A 19,289-nucleotide genomic window follows, 5' to 3' on the forward strand; every position below is an offset into this window, starting at 1 on the left:
GTTGTCCGGAGCAGCACGCACAGCGTCTACGTGCGTCGTATCCTGCTCGGACATTCGCTGCCGAGCCCGGCCGGATAACGCGGCACCACCCCCGTCCGTAATGACCGGAACAAAGAGAGCTCGTCAGTTCGTTGAGCGATAATTGTCGTTTTGCCCCCGAGCTGGGCGACTGCTTTGCCTCATCGCTCCACGAGGTATTACAACGATCCTTTGACCGCACTAGCGAGACCCCGTTCACCGGGGCGACGTGGCCGTTCGACTGGAGATGCACGTGGCCGGGCGCATCGAAGACTACGCACTCATCGGAGACATGCAGACCGCCGCGCTGGTCTGCCGGGACGGCACAGTCGACTGGCTGTGCCTGCCCCGCTTCGACTCCCACGCCATCTTCGCCGGCCTGCTGGGCACCGAGGAGCACGGCTTCTGGCGCCTCGGCCCGGCGCATCCGGCCGATGCCGAGCCACCCACGGCGACCCGCCGCGGCTACCGCGGCGACTCGCTGATCCTGGAGTCCGAGTGGGACACCCCGCGCGGCACGGTCAGAGTGACCGACTTCATGCCGCCGCGCGAGGGCGCCCCGCAGCTGATCCGCATCGTGGAGGGCGTCTCGGGCCGTGTCCCGATGCGCTCGGCGCTGCGCATGCGTTTCTCCTACGGCCGTATCGTCCCCTGGGTGCACCGCAACGCCGGCCGTACGGTCGCCATGGCGGGCCCGGACTCCGTGTGGTTCGACACGGACGCCGAGACCTACGGCAAGGCGCTGACGACCTACGCGGACTTCACGGTGGCGCCCGGCGACCGCATCGCGTTCACTGTGTCGTGGCAGCCCTCCCACAAGGAGCCGCCGCCGCTGCCGGAGCCTGAGCAGTCCCTGGAGGCGACGGAGGAGTTCTGGCGCGACTGGGTCGCCCAGTGCACCTACCACGGCCCTTACCGGGAGCCCGTGGTGCGCTCCCTGATCACCCTCAAGGCCCTGACGTACGCCCCGACCGGTGGCATCGTCGCGGCGCCCACCACCTCGCTGCCCGAGGACATCGGCGGCGTGCGCAACTGGGACTACCGCTACACCTGGCTGCGCGACGCGGCGATCACCCTGTCCTCGCTGCTGCGCACCGGCTACCGCGACGAGGCCCGCGCCTGGCGCGAGTGGCTGCTGCGGTCCGTCGCCGGCGACCCGGAGAACCTGCAGATCATGTACGGCATCGCCGGCGAGCGCGAGCTGGGCGAGGCCGAGCTGGACTGGCTGCCCGGCTACGAGAACTCCGCCCCGGTCCGGGTCGGCAACGGCGCCGCCAACCAGCTCCAGCTGGACGTGTACGGCGAGGTCACCGAGGCCCTCCACCTGGCCCACATGACCGGCCTGGCCCGCAACGACTACGCGTCGCTGCTCCAGCTCAAGCTGATCCGCTACCTGGAGAAGCACTGGGACGAGCCCGACGAGGGCATCTGGGAGGTGCGCGGCCCGCGCCGCCACTTCGTGCACTCCAAGGTGATGGCCTGGGTCGCGGTCGACCGCACCATCAAGCTGATCGAGTCCGGTGACGCGCACGGCCCGCTGGAGCAGTGGCGCGAGCTGCGCGACGACATCCACCGGGACGTCTGCGAGAAGGGCTACGACAAGGAGCGCAACACCTTCACCCAGTCCTACGGCTCCCGGGAACTGGACGCCTCCCTGCTGCTCATCCCCCAGATGGGCTTCCTGCCGCCCGACGACAAGCGGGTCATCGGCACCATCGAGGCCATCCAGCGCGAGCTGTCCACCCCGGACGGCTTCATCCTGCGCTACCCCACCCAGGGCGGCGACGAGGGCGTCGACGGCCTCCCCGGCGACGAGGGCGCCTTCCTCGCGTGTTCGTTCTGGATGGCGGACGACCTCGCGATGATCGGCCGCGTCGACGAGGCCCGCCGCCTCTTCGAGAAGCTCCTGGACCTGCGCAACGACCTGGGCCTGCTGGCCGAGGAATGGGACCCGCACCTCAAGCGCCAGGTCGGCAACTTCCCGCAGGCCTTCAGCCACGTCCCCCTGATCGACACGGCCCTGCGCCTCACCGCCTCCGGCGCCTACGCGGGCTGACCCGACCGCCCCCGGGGTCTCTGCCCACCCCCCTCACACCACAGGCAGAGACCCCACCCACCCGCCCCCTCAGGGGCGCGGGGAACTGCGCGACCAACCCCCACCGGCCCGCGGTGAACCACGGTGGTGCACCCACCCGTCCCGCCGCGCGCACAGGTAGCGTCCCCGCATGGACAGCGAACCGCCACCCGACCACCCCGACCCCGGCGGGAGCCAACCCCGCGGGAGCCAGACCGGCGGGATCACCGTACGGCGTGCGCTCGAGCTGCCCGGCCTCAGCAGCGGCCTCCCGGAAACCCTGGCGGGAGCCGACCGGCTGGACCGCACCGTGCGCTGGGTGCACGCCGGCGAGGTCCCGAACATCGCGTCCCTGCTCAAGGGCGGCGAACTCCTGCTGACCACCGGGTACGGCCTGGGCACGCGCCCGGCCGAGCAGCGCGCCTTCGTCCGCACGCTCGCCGACCGCGGTATCGCCGCCCTGGTGATCGAACTCGGCCCGCGCTTCACCCGGCTGCCCTCGGCCCTGGTGGAGACGGCACGGGCGACGGGTCTTCCGCTGGTCCAGCTGCACCGTGAGGTGCCGTTCGTGGCGGTCACGGAGGAGATCCACACCGAGATCGTCAACGGCCACTACGCGCTGCTCCAGCGGGCGGAGGAGGTGCACCGGCGCTGCACCGAGGCGCTGCTCGGCGGGGGCGGGGTGCCCCGGCTGCTGGGCATCCTGGCGGACTTCGGCGGCAATCCGGTGTTCCTGGAGACGCCCGACGGCCGGCTCCTGTACGCCGCCGGGGCCGGACCCGAGGGGGCGGAGCCGCTCCAGGTGTGGGAGGGGCTGCGCGGCCCGCACAGGGACGCTCCGCCGCCCGCGGGCTCGGTGCTGGTGGACGTGCCGGGCGGCGGTGAGGGCGGCGGCCAGGGCGCCGGGTCGGTCCGGGCACGGCTCGTCCTGCTGCCGGTACGGGCGCCGCTGGCGCCGGTGCACCGGATGGCCGCCGAGCGGGCGGCGGGGATCCTGGCCGTGGTGCTGATGCAGGCGCGGCAGGAGGAGGAGCTGGCGGCACGCGGCAGGGGCGACTTCCTCACGGACCTCGCCGAGGGCCGCGTCACGGCGGAGGACGCCCCCGCCCAGGCCCGCGTCCTGGGCTTCAGACCGGGCGGCAGCCCGCTGCTCCCGGTGGTCATGCGGCTGGGCGACACGCTCTCCCCCGGCGGCGGCTGGGCGGTGCTGGCGCGGGCCGTGGCGGAGGAGCTGGCGTCGGTGGGTGTGCCGGTGCTGCTGGGTGTGCGGCCCGTGGAGGGCCGGGTGCCGCTGCTGCTCGCGCTGCGCTCGGAGCCGGAGCGCCCGGCGATCGCGGACCGGGTCGCGGCGGCACTGCGGGCGGGCGTGGACCGCGCCGGGATGCGGCGGCCGGGGGCACCGGCGCCGGTCGTGGTGGTCGGGGTCGCGGGCGGCTGGGCGGCGGCGTCGGCGGGCCTGAGGCACGCGGCGGAGACGGCCACCGCGGCGCAGGGACTGCCGGACCGCCCCTGGTACGACGCCCGCCGCCTCGACATCGACCTGCTGCTGTGGCGGCTGCGCGGCCATCCCGATCTGGCGGCCTTCGTGGACCGGTCGATCGGCCCGCTGCGCGAGCACGACCGCCGCGGCCGGCCCCCGCTGCTGCCGACCCTGGAGAGTTATCTGGCCCACGCGGGCCGCAAGGCGGAGACGGCCCGCGAGCTCCATCTGAACCGCCAGACGCTCTACAACCGCCTGGCCCGCATCACCGAGCTGCTGGGCACGGACCTGGACGACCCCCAGACGGTCCTGGCCCTGAGCCTGGCCCTGCGGGCCCGCCGGCACGTTCCTTAGGGCAGACCTCGCGCCCGGGATCCCGCCCGCCCGGCCGTCCGGCGGCAGGAACCCGCACGCTTCCGGCTCCGCACCCACGAGAACAAGCCAAGATCCGCTCGGCCGTACGACGCGCCCGGACGGTCCGGCCCACACGCTCCGTCACGGACGGACGGCGATAAACGGTCCGCGTTCCCGCTCGGACGGCCCCGTGTCCGGCGCGGCAGCGGTCCGGCGGCGGCCGCGGACCGCACGGCACGGCGAGCGCGTGCTTCCCGGGCCGGGGCTGTCAGGGCAGCGGGCGGAGCAGGGTCAGCTCGTCGTAGACGCTGAGGACCTGCGCGACCGTCTCGTCCTCCGTCGGCCAGCCGGCGGCCTGGCGGGCGCCCTTCTCGCGGAGCAGTTCGCGGCGCCCGGGGTCGCCCAGCAGACGTACGACGGCGTCGGCGAGCGCTCGCGCGTTGCCGTACGGGACGAGTTCGGCGGCGTCGCCCACCAGGTCGGGGATGCCGCCGACGGCGGTGGCGACGAGCGGGACGCGGGCGCGCAGGGCCTCCTGGGCGAGCGGGGAGAGGGGCTCCCAGCGGCTCGGCAGCAGCGCCAGGTCCGCGGCGGCCAGCAGTGCGGTCTCGTCGTCGCGGTGCCCGATGAGCCGGACGGGCAGGTCCTCGTCCTCGATCTGCCGCTGGAGTTCCGGCCGCAGTGGCCCTTCCCCCGCCACGACGAGCAGCGGCACGGGGTCGAGGCGGCACCACGCGCGCGAGGCGTCCAGCAGGACGTCGTGGCCCCGGTGCGGTTCGAGGGCACCGGCCGAGACGAGCAACGGCCGCTCGGTGGCGCCGAGTTCCGCCCGCAGTTTGGCCCCCTGACCGTCCGTGTCGTCGGTCCGGGCGGTACGGGGGCCGCCCGGCAGGGCCACGGCGGCGAGGCGGGCGTCGCGCGCGCCGCGCCGCCGGGCCCGGTCCACCAGGTCGGAGGTGGCGCCCAGCACCACGGTGGCCGACTTGACGACCTGCCGCTCCAGCAGCCGCAGCAGATGGCCGCGTGCCCCCTCCGCGTGGGTGCGGTGGTGCCAGGTGACCACGAGCGGGGTGCGCCTGCCGCCGAGGGCGAGGGCTGCGCGGAAGGAGGCGTGCAGCCCGTGCGCGTGGACCAGATCGGCGTCCTTGCAGGCGTCGCGCAGCAGCGTCAGCGAGGCGGGGTCGCTGCTGCGCGGCACGTGTGCGTGCTCGGCGCCGGCGCCCGTGAAGTCGTGGTCCTGTTCGGTCTCGTCGGGGGCGGCGACCTTGACCCGTACGCCCCGCGCCACGAGCCCGGACGCCAGCGACCGCACGTGCGCGCAACTGCCGGCGCTGCCTCCGCCGAGCACCTGCACGGTGCGCAGCGGCGCGGCACCGGGCGACGGGTGGCTGCTCACGTGGCTCACGCGGCCGGGGCTCCTGATTCGGTGTTCGGTTTCGGGCGGTGACGGGGGAACGCACCGACGGTACCGGGCGACGGGGCTGCCTCTCGGTCCGTGTGTGTACTGCGTGCTACGTCAAGGATGCCAGCACGTACGGGTGTTCCGGGAACCCGAAGGGGCCGGGAACCCCTACGAATGCGAACATCGAGCCGGAGGACTCACTCGTACGAGTGACTGTCTGTGAGCTGGGAGACGCATGTCACGCCCCACGCGCCCCAGCGGCGCGGCCTGGTGACGCCGCCTCACACCGGCCGGAGCGTCAGGTCCCGCAGACCCCGGGGGACCGCAACGGGCGGCGGCACCGTTCGCGTCACCCGGTCCGGCGTCCCGCGGCGGTCACCGTCACCACGGCGGCAGCCGGAGCCCCGCGCACCCGGCGGCCGCGGCGACGGGCGTGCCGATGGGATCGCCGAGCCGTGCGCCGAGGGCGTACGCCCCGGTGGCACCGGGCTGCGCGCGCCCCGGCCCGCCGCGCAACGAGGCGGCCCGGGACCGGAGCCGCGCTCCGTCCGGGATGCGGCCGGCCGAGCCGTCCCGCGGGGCGGAGCCCGGGGGCGGGAACCGCGCCCCCGCCGCTTGCGGGCGGACCGCCGGACAGGGCGTGGCGCGTGGCCACGAGCCCCCGTCCGGCACTCACACCTGTGGAGGCCATGGCGGAGGCCGCCGTCACGGCACCGCGGTGCCGCCCCGGACCGCCACCGGCGCACGGCGGTCCGGCCGAACCCGCCGTACCCCGCCGAACCGCCGGAGGCGCTACGCGTCGGCGCGGGCCGTGGCCAGGAGTTCCTCGGCGTGGGCGCGGGCCGTCTCCGAGTCCTCCTGGCCCGCCAGCATGCGGGAGAGTTCACGGACGCGGTCCTCGCCCTCCAGGACCTTCACGCCGGAGCGGGTGACCGAGCCGTCGTTCGTCTTCTCGACCAGCAACTGCCGGTCGGCGAAGGCGGCCACCTGGGGAAGGTGGGTGACCACGACGACCTGTGCCGTCCTCGCGAGCCGCGCCAGCCGCCGCCCGATCTCGACCGCGGCCTTGCCGCCGACCCCGGCGTCGACCTCGTCGAAGAGGTACGTCGGCACCGGGTCCGTCCCGGCGAACACCACCTCGACGGCGAGCATCACCCGCGAGAGCTCACCACCGGACGCGCCCTTGGCGATCGGGCGCGGCGGGGCACCCGGGTGCGGGGCGAGCAGCAGCTCGACCTCGTCGGCGCCCGACGGACCGTAGGCCACGGCCCGGCCGCCGACCTCCACGCCCTCGGGGTCCTCGGTCTGGCGGATGTCGAAGGACACGCGCGCGTGCGGCATGGCGAGGGAGGCGAGTTCGGCGGTCACGGCGGCGGCGAACCGTTCGGCCGCCTCCGTACGCGCGTCGGTCAACGCCTGGGCGAGACCGCCCAGTCCGGCGCGCAGCGCGTCCCGTTCCGCCGTCAGCTCACCGATCCGCTCGTCGTCGCCGTCGAGTTCGGTGAGGCGGGCGGCGGACCGCTCGGCCCAGGCGAGCACCGCGTCGACGCTCTCGCCGTACTTGCGGGTGAGCGAGGTGAGCGCGGCACGGCGTTCCTCGACGGCGGCGAGCCGCAGCGGGTCGGCGTCCAAGTCGTCGGCGTAGCCCGCGAGGTCACCGGCCACGTCGGCGAGCAGGATGCCGATCTCGCCGATCCGGTCGGCGAGCGGGGCCAGTGCCGGATCGTGGGAGCGGACGGCCTCCAGGGCCCGGTGGGCGCCCGCGACGAGGGTGGTGGCGTCGATGCTCTCGGGGTCCTCGGGGTTGCCCGCGAGGGCGGTGTGCGCGGCCGACGCGGCGGACGCCAGCGCCTCGGCGTGTCCGAGCCGCTCCGCCTCCTCGGACAGCTCCGCGTCCTCACCGGCGCGTGGTTCGACGGCGGCGATCTCGTCGAGTCCGTAGCGGAGCATGTCGGCCTCCTGGGCCCGCTCCCGCGCACGGGTGGTGATCTCCTCCAGCTCGGCGGCGACGGTCCGCAGCCGCCGGTACGCCTCGGCGTACTTGGCCAGCGGGACGGCGACGGCGTCGCCCGCGTAGCGGTCGAGGGCCTGCCGCTGGCGGTTCGGTTTCAGCAGCCCCTGCTGGTCGGTCTGCCCGTGCACGGCGACCAGTTCGTCCGCGAGCTCGGCGAGCACGCCGACGGGCACGCTGCGCCCGCCCAGATGTGCCCGTGACCGCCCCTCGGCGGAGACGGTACGGCTGATGAGCAGCGCCCCGTCGTCCAGTTCGGCGCCCGCCTCCTCGGCCCGTACGACGGCGGAGGCGCCCGCGGGCACCGTGATCCGCCCCTCGACGACCGCCTTGCCCGCCCCGATCCGCACCAGCGCCGGGTCCGCGCGCCCGCCGAGCAGCAGCCCCAGGCTGGTGACCACCATGGTCTTGCCCGCGCCCGTCTCACCCGTGACGGCGGTGAATCCGGGCGACAGCTCGACGACGGCGTCGTCGATGACTCCGAGCGACCGTATCCGCATCTCTTCCAGCACGCCCCCGACCTTACGAGGTCAAGGGCGTCCGGTGCGACGGCCCCCGCCCCGATTCGGGAAAACGGCAGGTGAAGGAGGCGCGTCGGCCGCCCGTGTCACCCGTGCGAGGGGGTGCGGCGGGGTCCGGGCGGGTGCGGCGGATCACACCGGGAACGCCGGGGCGGGCACTCCCCGCACGCACCGGGCGCCGACCCGATGGCTCCGGCGCCCGCACCGCCGTCCCGGCACATCCGCTCCCGCGTCCGGCTCGCGGTCCTCCCGCCTCCGGCTCACCGTCCGGGGCGCCGGTCCCGCGCGCCTGCCCCGTGTGGGGGAGTCCCGCGCCGGGGTCCCGCCCTTCCGGGGCGGCGGGGAGTGCCGGTCACCGGCCTGATCCGCCGGGGCCGTCCTGAGTGCGTCGGGACCCGCCTCGGCGCGCCCCGACCGGGCTCGGCACGGCCCGGTCGGCCCCGGCACGTCCCGACCGCCTCAGTGCGGTGCTCCGCGCCAGCCGGAGACCGGCAGCGCGAACTTGGCCACCAGCCGGTCCGTGAACGAGGAGTGGTGCAGCCGGGCCAGCCGCACCGGCACCGCGCCGCGCCGCACCTCGACCCGTGCGCCCGGCGGGAGTTCGACGGTGCGCCGCCCGTCGCACCACAGCACCCCGGGCGGGACGTGCGGCAGCACCTCGACGGCGAGCACCGAGTCCGGCGAGGTCACCAGCGGCTTGGCGAACAGCGCGTGGGCGCTGATCGGCACCATCAGCAGCGCCTCGACCTCCGGCCACACCACGGGGCCGCCCGCCGAGAAGGCGTAGGCGGTGGAACCGGTCGGCGTGGACAGCACGATGCCGTCGCAGCCGAAGCCGGTGACCGGGCGGCCGTCGATCTCCAGGACGACCTCGAGGAGTTTCTCCGCGCCGGCCTTCTGCACCGCGGCCTCGTTGAGCGCCCAGTCGGTGTGCACGATGTCGCCGTTGCGGTGCACGACGACGTCGACGGTCATCCGCTCCTCGACCTCGTACGCCTTGGCGACCACCCGGTCGACGACCTTGTCCAGGTCGTCCCGCTCGGCCTCCGCGAGGAACCCGACCCGCCCGAGGTTGACGCCGAGCATCGGCACCCCGGAGGCACGGGCGAACTCGGCGCCGCGCAGCAGGGTGCCGTCACCGCCGAGGACGATCAGCAGCTCGCAGCCGTCCAGGCACTGCGGGGTGGCCTCCTTGACGAGCTCCACCTCGTCCGGCAGCGGCAGATCGGCGGCCTCGTACTCCAGGACGCGCACCCCGATGCCGGACTTCAGCAGTCCCCTCACGACGAGTTCCGCGCTGCGGACGGCCGCGGGCCGGCCGGTGTGGGCGAGCAGGAAAACAGTACGAACTCGGTTCTGGGTCAACGCGGCCCCTCCGCCACTGCTCGGTCGACGTCGGCCGGGTCCACCTGGGGTGCCCCGGCACGCAGCCACAGAAAATACTCGACGTTGCCCGACGGTCCGGGCAGCGGGCTGGCGGTGACACCCCGCACCCCCAGCCCGAGTGTCCAGGCCTGCGCGGCCACCGTGCGCACGGTCTCGGCGCGCAGTACGGGACTGCGCACCACTCCCCCGCTGCCCAGCCGCTCCCTGCCCACCTCGAACTGCGGCTTCACCATCATCACCAGGTCGGCGTCCGGTTTCACGCACCGCGCAAGGGCGGGCAGCACCAGGCCGAGCGGGATGAAGGACAGATCCCCCACGACTAGATCCACTGGTTCCCCATCGATCGCTTCGAGCGTCAACTCGCGTACGTTCGTACGGTCCTTGACGGTGACGCGTTCATCGTTCTGAAGAGACCAGGCGAGTTGTCCGTAGCCGACGTCCACGGCGACGACGTGCGCGGCGCCCGCGCGCAGCAGCACATCGGTGAAACCGCCGGTCGAGGCACCGGCGTCCAGTGCCCGGCGGCCCTCGACGACGAGGCCCTGCGGGACGAACGCGTCCAGCGCTCCGGCGAGTTTGTGGCCGCCGCGGGAGACGTAGTCGGGATCACCGTCGTCGGTCCGGACGACGATCGCGGCGGCCGTCTCGACCTGGGTGGCGGACTTGGTCGCGACGGTCTTGCCCACGGTGACCCGGCCCGCGGCGATCAGCTGGCCGGCGTGCTCGCGCGAGCGCGCGAGCTTGCGGCGGACCAGCTCCGCGTCCAGACGGCGGCGTGCGACTCCTGCCACGTTCGGTTCAGCTCCTGTTCCCGTACGGCGATGAAGGTGAAGGTGATGAAAGTGATGGGGATGAAGGTGATGGGGATGACGAGGGTGGTGGTGGGTCACCGGCGGGGGCCGGGGGTCCCGGGCGGGTGTCCAGCGCGGTGAGCGCGTCCCGGAGTTCCCGGTGGACGTTCTCGTACACCTCGATGTGCCCGTCGGTGGTGAGGTGGTCGGCGTCGGCGAGCCGCCCGAGCCGGGCGTCGACCCCTGCGTCGCCGGTGGGGGTGCGGGGCACACCGAGCGGGGCGGGGACGGCCGGGCGGTCCCCGTCGCCCGTGTCCCCGTCATCGGCGTCCCCGGGACCGGGGTCTCGGCCGGGGTGGCCGGGTCCAGGGGCGCGGTGGGGGCCGTGGCCGGGTGCGACCGCCGTGTCCTGCGGGTCCTCGGTCTGCGGCGGTGCGTCGTCCATGCCCAGACGCTACCGCGAACCGCTGGGGTAACGTCGGTCGCGATGGCCACGATCGAGGAGTGCCGCGACGCACTCGAGAAGTTCTCTGACACCATGCGGGGCGCCCAGGGCGACGCGCGGGACGCCGCCGCGCTGGACCGCTCGGTGAGCTGCTACATAACGGACCTGGACGTCTGTTTCGCCGGGCGGATGACCGGCGGCCGGATAGTGGTCGACGAGACCTTTCCCGGCGCTCCGCCCAGGAAGGCGCAGATCCGGCTCACCCTGGCCGGTGACGACCTGCTCGCCCTGGTCGGCGGTGAGCTGAACTTCGCCAAGGCATGGGGTGCCGGCCGGGTGAAGCTGGAGGCGGGGCTGATGGACCTGTTCCGGCTCAGGAAGCTTCTGTAGCGGCGGCCTCCGGCACCGGGCGGCCCGGACCGGTACGAGCGGCCCTGCGGGCCTTGCGCGCGGCCGGGACCACCAGCGGGGTGCCCGTCTCGGGGTCCTCGATGACCTGGCAGCGGAGTCCGAACACGGCCTCCACCAGTTCGGCCGTGACGATGTCGTGCGGGGCGCCCTCGGCGACGACCTCGCCGCCGCGCAGGGCGATGAGGTGGGTGGCGTAGCGGGCGGCGTGGTTGAGGTCGTGCAGCACGGCGACCAGGGTGCGGCCGTGTTCCTCGTGCAGTTCGGCGCACAGGTCGAGGACGTCGATCTGGTGCTGGATGTCGAGGTAGGTCGTCGGTTCGTCGAGCAGCAGCAGCGGCGTCTGCTGGGCCAGCGCCATCGCGATCCACACGCGCTGACGCTGCCCGCCGGACAGCTCGTCGACGTAGCGGTCCGCGAGCGCGGCCACCCCGGTGCGTTCCATGGACTCGCGGACGACCCGCTCGTCCTCGGCCGACCACTGGCGCAGCAGGCCCTGGTGGGGGTAGCGGCCACGGCCGACGAGGTCGCCGACGGTGATGCCGTCCGGCGCGATCGACGACTGGGGCAGCAGTCCGAGGGTCCGGGCGACCTTCTTGGCGGGCATCGACTGGATGACCTGCCCGTCCAGCAGCACCCGGCCCCGGCTGGGCCGGAGCATCCGCGACAGGGCCCGCAGGAGCGTCGACTTGCCGCACGCGTTCGGGCCGACGATCACCGTGAAGGACCGGTCGGGGATCCGCACCGACAGCCGCTCGGCGATGACGCGCTGGTCGTAGGCGAGGGTGACGTCCTCGGCGGACAGGCGGTTCACGGTGCTCCTCGGATGGCGTCTCGGGGTGTCGGACCGGTCGGCGGTGGTACCGGGCCGGTCGGCGGTGGTACCGGGCCGGTCGACGGTGGTACCGGGCCGGTCGGCGGTGCTCATATCCGTCCCGCCCTGCGCTCGGTGACCAGCAGCCACAGCAGGTAGAGGCCGCCGAGGACGCCGGTGACCACCCCGACGGGCAGCTGGTCGGCGCCGAAGAGCCGCTGCGAGGCGAGGTCGGAGGCGACCAGCAGGGCGGCGCCCATGCACAGGGACGGCACCAGGTTGGGTCCGGGCGACCGGGTCAGCCGCCGGGCGAGCTGCGGCGCGGTCAGCGCCACGAAGCCGACGGGACCGCAGGCGGCGGTGGCCGCGGCGGTCAGCAGGACGGCGGAACCGAGCAGCAGCAGCCGTACGCGCTCGACCCGCACGCCCAGGGCGTACGACACGTCGTCGCCCATCTCCGTCATCCGCAGCCCGCGGGCGTTGGCGAGGACGAGCGGGACGAGGACGGCGCACAGGGCGAGCAGCGGCCACACCTGGGTCCAGTCCCGGCCGTTGAGGGAGCCGGTCATCCACACGATCGCACGCGCGGCGTCGACGAAGTCGGCCTTGGTGATCAGATAGCCGTTGACGGCGGTGACGACGGCGGACACGCCGATGCCGACGAGGACGAGGCGGTAGCCGTGCACGCCCTGTCTCCAGGCGAGCAGATAGATGGCGACGCCGGTCACCAGGCCCCCTGCCAGCGCCCCGAGGGTGACGGCGGCGGCGCTGCCGGAGAACAGCACGATCACGGTGAGCGCACCGGCCGTGGCGCCCTGCGAGAGGCCGAGCACGTCCGGGCTGCCCAGCGGATTGCGGGTGACCGACTGGAACAGCGCCCCGGCGAGGCCCAGCGAGGCGCCGACGAGCAGGCCGACGAGGACCCGGGGCAGCCGCAGCTCGCGGACGATGAACTCCTGGCCGGGGTTGCCGTCACCCCGCAGGGTCCTGAGGACGTCGCCTGCGGAGATCGGAAAGTCGCCGGTGCCGATCAGGAGGACGGCGACGGTGAGGGCGGCGAGCAGCAGCAGGGTCACCACGGTGATCACGCGGGCGTCGAGCCGGAAGGACAGCCCGCCGGGGGTGCGCAGCGCGCGGGCACCCCGGAAGCCGGTGACACCGGTGGTGGCGGCGACGCCGGTGGTGTCGGCGGTGTTCGTGGCGTCGGTGGTGTTCGTGGCGTCGGTGCTCACAGCTGGGTCGTCCTCCGGCGTCGTACGAGCAGGATGAAGACCGGGCCGCCGATGAGCGCGGTGACGACCCCGACCTGGAGTTCGGCGGGCCGCGCCACGAGCCGGCCGACGATGTCGGCGCCGAGCAGCAGCACGGGCGAGAGAAGCGCCGCGTACGGCAGGATCCAGCGCTGGTCGGGTCCGGTGAAGGAGCGCACGGCGTGCGGAACCATCAGCCCGACGAACACGATCGGCCCGCAGGCCGCGGTGGCCGCCCCGGCCAGCACGGTGGCCGCCAGCATGGCCAGCGCCCGGGTGCGGTTCAGGTCGGCGCCGAGGGCGCGGGCGGTGTCGTCGCCCATCGCCAGGGCGTTGAGCGGCCGGGCGAGCAGCAGGGCGAGGACCGTGCCGGCGGCGAGGAACGGCAGTACCTGTCCCACGGTGGCGCCGGTGGCCGAGGCCAGCGAGCCCACCGTCCAGAACCGCATCCGGCCGAGGGCGGCGTCGTCGGTGATCATCACGGCCTGGAGATAGCCGTACAGCGCCGCGCTGATCGCCGTACCGGCCAGCGCCAGCCGCACCGGGGTCGCGCCCCGGCTCCCTCCGAGGAACCACACCAGGGCGCCGACGGCGGCCGCCCCGAGGAACGCGAACCAGACATAGCCGCTGAGGCTGGTCACACCGAGGAAGCTGATCGCCGTGACCACCGCCGCCGAGGCACCGGCGTTGATGCCGAGCAGCCCCGGGTCGGCGAGCGGATTGCGGGTCAGGGCTTGCAGCACGGCTCCGGCGAGACCGAGTGCGGCGCCCGCGAGCAGTCCGAGCAGGGTGCGGTCGATCCGCTCGCCGACCACCACGTCGCCGTAGGTCCCGGTGTCGTGGAACAGGCCGTGCCAGACCTGGGCGAGGGGCAGGTCCTTGGCGCCGATCGCGATGCTCGCCAGGGCGACCAGCACCAGGATCCCGGCGGAGACCAGCAGCCCGAGGGCCCTGGCCGTCCGCCGCTTCGGGGGCGCGGGAGCGGCGTCCGCGCGCTGTTCGGGGAGACCGTCGACCAACACGCAGGTTAGGTTAACCTAACTTCGCGGGTGATATCGATACGGTCGGCCGGTCCCGCCCCGCCGGCGACGGGTCACAGGCCCAGTCGCGCCAGTGCCTTCCCGCCGTCCAGCTCGCAGGAGCCGTCCCCGGCCGCCGTCCAGGCCGCCGCGCACAGCGCCCGCAGCCCGTCGAGCGCCTCGCCGTCGCCGTCCAGCTCCAGCCGGCCGCGGCTCCCCGCCCCGCCCGCCGTACCGCTCGCCGTCGCCGTCCAGCCACCGCACCGGAAGCCGTCCCCGGCCGCCGAGACCTCCGGCTGCGGGGTGAGCAGCCCGCGCAGATCGGCGTCCACGTAGGTCGGGCGGCGGTGCGGCGGGGCCGCGAGCAGCTGGGCGCCGTCGGTGACGCCGGTGAGGACGAGCAGCGAGTCGACGCCGCCGTTGAACGCGCCCTCGATGTCCGTGTCGAGCCGGTCCCCGACCACCAGCGGCCGCTCGGCGCCGGTACGCAGGATCGTCTCCCGGTGCATCGGGGGCAGCGGCTTGCCCGCCACCTGCGGCTCGGCCCCGGTGGCCGTGCGCACCACCTGCACCGCGGCGCCGTTGCCCGGGGCGATGCCGCGCCCGCTGGGGATCGTCAGATCGGTGTTGGACGCGAACCAGGGCACGCCGCGCGCGATGGCGTAGCTCGCCTCCGCGAAACGGCCCCACTGCAACTCGGGCCCGCCGTACCCCTGCACCACCGCCGCCGGGTCGTCGTCGGCGGACTCCACCGGCTCGAGCCCGCGCTCCCGCAGCGCCACCCGCAGCCCGTCACCACCGATCACCAGCACCCGCGCCCCGGCCGGCACCTGCTCGCTGATCAGCCGCGCGACCGCCTGCGCCGACGTGATGACGTCCTCCGCCGCGGCCGCTATGCCCAGCTCCGTCAGATGCGCGGCCACCGCGGCCGGCGTACGCAGCGCGTTGTTGGTGACGTACGCCAGGTGCATACCGCCCTCGCGCGCCGCCGCCAGCGAGTCGACCGCGTGCACGATCGCCTCGCCGCCCGCGTACACCACGCCGTCCAGGTCGAGGAGCGCCGTGTCGTACGCCGCGCCCAGGGCCCGGTCACTTCCGTCGGGTCCCGTCCTGAAGGCCCGGTCCACGCCCTGACTCATTGCACATCGCTCCTCGCCGAAACGGCCCCGGCCCCGATCCCGGCACCGGTACCCACACGTCTTCCCCGGTCCTCTTGCACCGGTTCCCCCCGATCATCCCCCATGCCACCCGATCATCTCCCCTGCCACTGACACACGTACGATGCCGGGATGAACACAGCAGGTCACCAGGACGCGACGGAGCGCCCCGGCCTGGAACTCACCCCGTTCCGAGGCCTTCGCTACGCCCCCGACCGGGTCGGCAGCCTGGCCGCCGTGACATCCCCGCCCTACGACGTCGTCGTACGGCCCGACGGCCTGCACCACCTCGAGGACGCGGACCCGCACAACATCGTGCGCCTGATCCTCCCGCAGGCCGCCACCCCGGCCGCCCGCAACGCGCAGGCCGCCGCCACCCTGCGGCGCTGGCTCTCCGAGGGCGTCCTGACCGCCGACCCCGAACCGGGCCTGTACGTCTACGAGCAGCGCGACGGCGACGGCCTGCTCCAGCGCGGTGTCATCGGCGCCCTGCGCCTGTCGGACCCCTCGGAGGGTGTCGTCCTGCCCCACGAGGACGTCATGCCGCACATCGTCGCCGACCGCGCCGACCTGATGCGCGCCACCTCGGCGAACCTCGAGCCCCTGCTCCTCACCTACCGCGGCGACGGCGCGGACGCCGGTACCGGCCTCGTGGAACACGTGGCCGGACGCCCGCCCCTGCTGTCGACGACCACGGAGGACGGGTTCTGCCACCGGCTGTGGGCCGTCACGGACCCCGCCGAGACGGCGACCCTCCAAGAGGATCTCGCCCGGCACCAGGCCCTGATCGCCGACGGCCACCACCGCTGGGCGACCTACCGGCGCCTGCGCGCCGAGCACGTCTCCCCCGGCCCCTGGGACTTCGGCCTGGTCCTGCTCGTCGACACCGCCCGCTATCCGCTGCGGGTGCGCGCCATCCACCGTCTGCTGCACCGTCTGCCGGTCTCCCGGGCGGTCGCCGCGCTCGACGGGGTCTGCCGGGTGAGCCGCCTGGAGGTGCCGCTGGCCGAGGCCCTGGAGGCCCTCGGGGACGCGGCCTGCGCGGGCAACGCGTATCTCCTCGCGGGCGACGGCGCCTTCCACCTGGTCGACCGTCCCGCCCCCGGCCTCCTGGCCCGTACGGTGCCGGCCGACCGCCCCGCCGCCTGGCGGTCCCTCGACGCCACGGTGCTGCACGCGGCGCTCCTGGCCGAGGTCTGGCACGTCCCCGAGAACTCGCCCGAGCACATCGCCTACATCCACGACACCGCGGCCACGGTCCGGAAAGCGGAACGCGACGGCGGTACGGCGGTGCTGATGCACCCGGTCCGCGAGGACATCGTGCGCGATCTGGCCCGCCAGGGCGTCACGATGCCGCGCAAGTCGACGTCGTTCGGGCCGAAGCCGGCGTCGGGGCTGGTGCTGCGGGCGCTGGACGTCTGACGGAGACATCTGACGGAGACGGGGGAGGGGGAACCGGTCCGGTTTCCCCTCCCCCGTCGTCCGCGGCTTGTGCTCACCGCGGGAGGTCAGTCCTTGTCGACGGCCTCCGCCGGCTTGTCCTCGTCGGCCGTGTCGGCAGCGGAGGTCACGACGACGTCTTCGTCATCGTCGTCGTCGGCCTCGTCGTCGTCCGCATCTGCGGGCTCGGGCGTGGACTCCGATGCGATGTCCTCGGCGATGTCCTCGGCGGCTTCCTCGTCGGTTTCCTCGTCCAAGGCGTCGACGAAGTCCACGCCGTCCAGTTCGGCCAGCCGGTCGGAGGCGTCGGTGCTGCCGTCGCGGTCCGCCTCGACGGCCTTCGCGAACCACTCCCGCGCCTCGCCCTCCCGGCCTCCGGCCAGCAGCGCGTCCGCATAGGCGTACCGCAGTCGCGCGGTCCACGGCTGCACGGAGCTGGAGGCCAGCTCGGAGCTCTGCAGCGTCACGATGGCCGCGTCCAGCTGCCCCAGGTCACGCCGGGCGCCTGCGGCGACGAGCCGCATCTCGACCTGCCCCGACTTGTCGAGCTTCTGCACCTCGGGCGCGCCGGCCATGTCCAGCGCCTTCTCGGGACGCCCGAGGCCGCGCTCGCAGTCGGCCATCAGGGGCCACAGCTCCTGGTTGCCGGTCATCCGGCGCGCGGCCCGGAACTCGGCGAGCGCCTCGGCGTAGTTCTGGTTGGCGTACGCCGCGAACCCCGCAGCCTCCCGTACGGCTGCGACACGCGACGCGAGGCGCAGGGCGACCTTGGAGTAGGCGTAGGCGCGCTCCGGCTCCTCGTCGATGAGCCGGGCGACCATCACCAGGTTCTTGGCGACGTCCTCGGCGAGCGTCTTCGGGAGGCTCTGCAGTTCCTGGCGTACGTCCTTGTCGATCTCCTCGCCGGTGACGTCCTCGGGGATCGGCAGCCGCTTGATCGGCTCACGGTCCCGGTCATCCCGGAAGCCCCCACCGCCACGGCGGTCGTCGCGCCGGTCGTCACGCCCGCGGAACCCGCCGGGCCGCCCGCCGCGATCGTCACGCCGGGGCCCGCGGTCACCACGGTCGTCCCGGCCCCCGCGGAAGCCACCACGGTCACCCCGGGTGTCCTCACGCCGGTCGTCGCGTCGGTAGCCGCCGCGGTCGTCGCCACGCCGGTCGTCGCGCTGGTAGGCCGGACGCGGCCCACGGTCACTGTCACGCCGGTCATCGCGACGCGGGTAAGCACTACCGCCACCACGGTTGTCATCACGACGCGGGTAGCCACCACGGTCGTCGTCGCGACGGGGGGCGGGGCGGTCGTCGTTGCGGCGGAAAGCCGGACGGTCGTCGTTGCGGCGGAAAGCCGGACGGTCGTCGTTGCGGCGGAAAGCCGGACGGTCGTCGTTGCGGCGGAAGGCGGGGCGCTCGCCCCGGTCGTCCCGACGCGGCCCACGGTCCCGGTCGTCTCGCTGGTAGGCCGGACGCGGCCCACGGTCACTGTCACGCCGGTCATCGCGACGCGGGTAAGCACTACCGCCACCACGGTTGTCATCACGACGCGGGTAGCCACCACGGTCGTCGTCGCGACGGGGGGCGGGGCGGTCGTCGTCGCGGCGGAAAGCCGGGCGGTCGTCGTTGCGGCGGAAGGCGGGGCGCTCGCCCCGGTCGTCACGGCGCGGCCCACGGTCCCGGTCGTCACGCTGATACGCCGGACGCGGCCCACGGTCACTGTCACGCCGGTCGTCACGACGCGGGTAGCCACCACCGCCACCACGGTTGTCGTCACGACGCGGGTAGCCACCACCGCCACCGCGGTTGTCGTCGCGGCGGAAAGCCGGACGGTCGTCGCCACGCCGGTCGTCCCGACGGTCATCGCGGCGGTCGTCGCGCTGGTAGGCCGGACGCGGCCCACGGTCACTGTCACGCCGGTCGTCACGGCGCGGGTAAGCACTACCGCCACCACGGTTGTCATCACGACGGGGATAACCACCGCCGCCGCGGTTGTCGTCGCGGCGGAAAGCCGGGCGGTCGTCGTTGCGGCGGAAGGCGGGGCGCTCGCCCCGGTCGTCACGGCGCGGCCCACGGTCCCGGTCGTCACGCTGATACGCCGGACGCGGCCCACGGTCACTGTCACGCCGGTCATCGCGACGCGGGTAAGCACTACCGCCACCACGGTTGTCATCACGACGGGGATAACCACCGCCGCCGCGGTTGTCGTCACGACGCGGGTAACCACCACGGTCCCCGCGATCGCCGCGGTCCCCACCGTCCCGGCGCCGCGGGTCGCGCTCCGGTCGGTCGTCGGGAGAGTTGGTGGACATGGTGACTCCTGTCTTTGCACTGCAAGTGTTCTCGCGCGGCCGGATACCCGGCGCGCTCCGGAAAAACGAAAGGACCCCTGGTCCCAGCTGAACGCTGGGACCAGGGGTCCTTCCAAAGATTGTTCGGCGGTGTCCTACTCTCCCACAGGGTCCCCCCTGCAGTACCATCGGCGCTGTGAGGCTTAGCTTCCGGGTTCGAAATGTAACCGGGCGTTTCCCTCACGCTATGACCACCGAAACCCTAATGGTTTCGAGCGAACAAGCACACTCTTCAATTGTGTGTTCAGCTCAAAGCCGGCAACGGTCGTTGCCTCAGAACTAACACAGTGGACGCGAGCAACTGAGGACAAGCCCTCGGCCTATTAGTACCGGTCACCTCCACCAGTTGCCTGGCTTCCAGATCCGGCCTATCAACC

14 protein-coding genes, 1 rRNA gene and 1 pseudogene are annotated in these 19,289 nt (G+C 73.9%); 4 read left to right on the plus strand and 12 right to left on the minus strand.

Annotated elements, in window-relative coordinates; genetic code table 11:
- The first annotated feature begins 271 nt into the window (after positions 1-271).
- Both ABZ862_RS29180 and ABZ862_RS29185 read left to right on the plus strand, forming a co-directional pair.
- Positions 272-2,074, plus strand: coding sequence for a glycoside hydrolase family 15 protein (locus tag ABZ862_RS29180; RefSeq protein ID WP_360964276.1), 1,803 nt, complete (start codon positions 272-274; stop codon positions 2,072-2,074).
- 169 nt (positions 2,075-2,243) lie between these two features.
- Complete coding sequence (locus tag ABZ862_RS29185) at positions 2,244-3,926, plus strand: PucR family transcriptional regulator (protein ID WP_360964229.1); 1,683 nt, start codon at positions 2,244-2,246, stop codon at positions 3,924-3,926.
- Positions 3,927-4,194: 268 nt separating this feature from the next.
- On the opposite strand, the gene ABZ862_RS29190 is transcribed toward ABZ862_RS29185, so the two are convergent.
- The 5 genes and pseudogenes from ABZ862_RS29190 to ABZ862_RS29210 all read right to left on the minus strand — a co-directional run.
- Positions 4,195-5,331, minus strand: coding sequence for a glycosyltransferase family 4 protein (locus ABZ862_RS29190; RefSeq protein ID WP_360964232.1), 1,137 nt, complete (start codon positions 5,329-5,331; stop codon positions 4,195-4,197).
- 789 nt (positions 5,332-6,120) lie between these two features.
- Complete coding sequence (gene recN / locus ABZ862_RS29195) at positions 6,121-7,839, minus strand: DNA repair protein RecN (protein ID WP_360964278.1); 1,719 nt, start codon at positions 7,837-7,839, stop codon at positions 6,121-6,123.
- 480 nt (positions 7,840-8,319) lie between these two features.
- On the minus strand, positions 8,320-9,225 hold the full coding sequence (locus tag ABZ862_RS29200) for an NAD kinase (protein WP_360964235.1): 906 nt from the start codon (positions 9,223-9,225) through the stop codon (positions 8,320-8,322).
- On the minus strand, positions 9,222-10,037 hold the full coding sequence (locus ABZ862_RS29205; protein WP_360964238.1) for a TlyA family RNA methyltransferase: 816 nt from the start codon (positions 10,035-10,037) through the stop codon (positions 9,222-9,224). The genes ABZ862_RS29200 and ABZ862_RS29205 overlap by 4 nt, the downstream gene beginning before the upstream one ends.
- A 7-nt stretch (positions 10,038-10,044) precedes the next feature.
- A pseudogene (locus tag ABZ862_RS29210) lies at positions 10,045-10,332 on the minus strand (hypothetical protein); the annotation flags it as partial.
- A 192-nt stretch (positions 10,333-10,524) separates the two neighbouring features.
- Between ABZ862_RS29210 and ABZ862_RS29215 the strand changes: the two are divergent.
- Positions 10,525-10,872: a sterol-binding protein gene (locus ABZ862_RS29215; RefSeq protein ID WP_360964241.1), complete on the plus strand. Its 348-nt coding sequence runs from the start codon at positions 10,525-10,527 to the stop codon at positions 10,870-10,872.
- Here ABZ862_RS29215 and ABZ862_RS29220 read toward each other — a convergent pair.
- The 4 genes from ABZ862_RS29220 to ABZ862_RS29235 form a co-directional block, all read right to left on the minus strand.
- Positions 10,856-11,818 (minus strand): ABC transporter ATP-binding protein, encoded by a 963-nt coding sequence (locus tag ABZ862_RS29220; protein ID WP_360964244.1) that lies wholly within the window; start codon positions 11,816-11,818, stop codon positions 10,856-10,858. The genes ABZ862_RS29215 and ABZ862_RS29220 overlap by 17 nt on opposite strands.
- Positions 11,815-12,834 (minus strand): iron chelate uptake ABC transporter family permease subunit, encoded by a 1,020-nt coding sequence (locus tag ABZ862_RS29225; protein WP_360964281.1) that lies wholly within the window; start codon positions 12,832-12,834, stop codon positions 11,815-11,817. The genes ABZ862_RS29220 and ABZ862_RS29225 overlap by 4 nt, the downstream gene beginning before the upstream one ends.
- Before the next feature lie 98 nt (positions 12,835-12,932).
- Positions 12,933-13,976 carry an iron chelate uptake ABC transporter family permease subunit gene (locus ABZ862_RS29230; RefSeq protein WP_360964247.1) on the minus strand — a complete coding sequence of 348 codons (1,044 nt, stop codon included), beginning with the start codon at positions 13,974-13,976 and terminating at the stop codon, positions 12,933-12,935.
- A gap of 71 nt (positions 13,977-14,047) precedes the next feature.
- Positions 14,048-15,112, minus strand: a complete 1,065-nt coding sequence (locus ABZ862_RS29235) for an HAD-IIA family hydrolase (RefSeq protein ID WP_360964250.1) — start codon at positions 15,110-15,112, stop codon at positions 14,048-14,050.
- Between the two features lie 150 nt (positions 15,113-15,262).
- Between ABZ862_RS29235 and ABZ862_RS29240 the strand changes: the two genes are divergently transcribed.
- Positions 15,263-16,552, plus strand: a complete 1,290-nt coding sequence (locus ABZ862_RS29240; RefSeq protein ID WP_360964253.1) for a DUF1015 domain-containing protein — start codon at positions 15,263-15,265, stop codon at positions 16,550-16,552.
- Between the two features lie 86 nt (positions 16,553-16,638).
- Here ABZ862_RS29240 and ABZ862_RS29245 read toward each other — a convergent pair whose 3' ends face one another.
- The 3 genes from ABZ862_RS29245 to rrf form a co-directional block, all read right to left on the minus strand.
- A complete protein-coding gene (locus tag ABZ862_RS29245) occupies positions 16,639-17,499 on the minus strand; it encodes a hypothetical protein (protein ID WP_360964284.1) in 861 nt (286 codons plus the stop codon).
- A complete protein-coding gene (locus tag ABZ862_RS29250) occupies positions 17,391-18,791 on the minus strand; it encodes a hypothetical protein (protein WP_360964290.1) in 1,401 nt (466 codons plus the stop codon). Before ABZ862_RS29250 ends, ABZ862_RS29245 begins: the two co-directional genes overlap by 109 nt.
- A gap of 203 nt (positions 18,792-18,994) precedes the next feature.
- Positions 18,995-19,111: ribosomal RNA gene (rrf, locus tag ABZ862_RS29255) — 5S ribosomal RNA — on the minus strand.
- Positions 19,112-19,289: the final 178 nt, after the last annotated feature.

This window comes from Streptomyces sp. NPDC047000 (genome assembly GCF_040644295.1).
Lineage (GTDB): Bacteria > Actinomycetota > Actinomycetes > Streptomycetales > Streptomycetaceae > Streptomyces.

What these genes read in the sequence shown, in the direction of transcription:
- ABZ862_RS29185 (WP_360964229.1), top strand. Translation starts at nt 2,244, where the DNA reads ATGGACAGCGAACCGCCACCCGACCACCCCGACCCCGGCGGGAGCCAA.
- ABZ862_RS29215 (WP_360964241.1), top strand. Translation starts at nt 10,525, where the DNA reads ATGGCCACGATCGAGGAGTGCCGCGACGCACTCGAGAAGTTCTCTGAC.
- ABZ862_RS29240 (WP_360964253.1), top strand. Translation starts at nt 15,263, where the DNA reads ATGAACACAGCAGGTCACCAGGACGCGACGGAGCGCCCCGGCCTGGAA.
- ABZ862_RS29220 (WP_360964244.1), bottom strand. Translation starts at nt 11,818, where the DNA reads ATGAGCACCGCCGACCGGCCCGGTACCACCGTCGACCGGCCCGGTACC.
- recN (WP_360964278.1), bottom strand. Translation starts at nt 7,839, where the DNA reads ATGCGGATACGGTCGCTCGGAGTCATCGACGACGCCGTCGTCGAGCTG.
- ABZ862_RS29235 (WP_360964250.1), bottom strand. Translation starts at nt 15,112, where the DNA reads ATGAGTCAGGGCGTGGACCGGGCCTTCAGGACGGGACCCGACGGAAGT.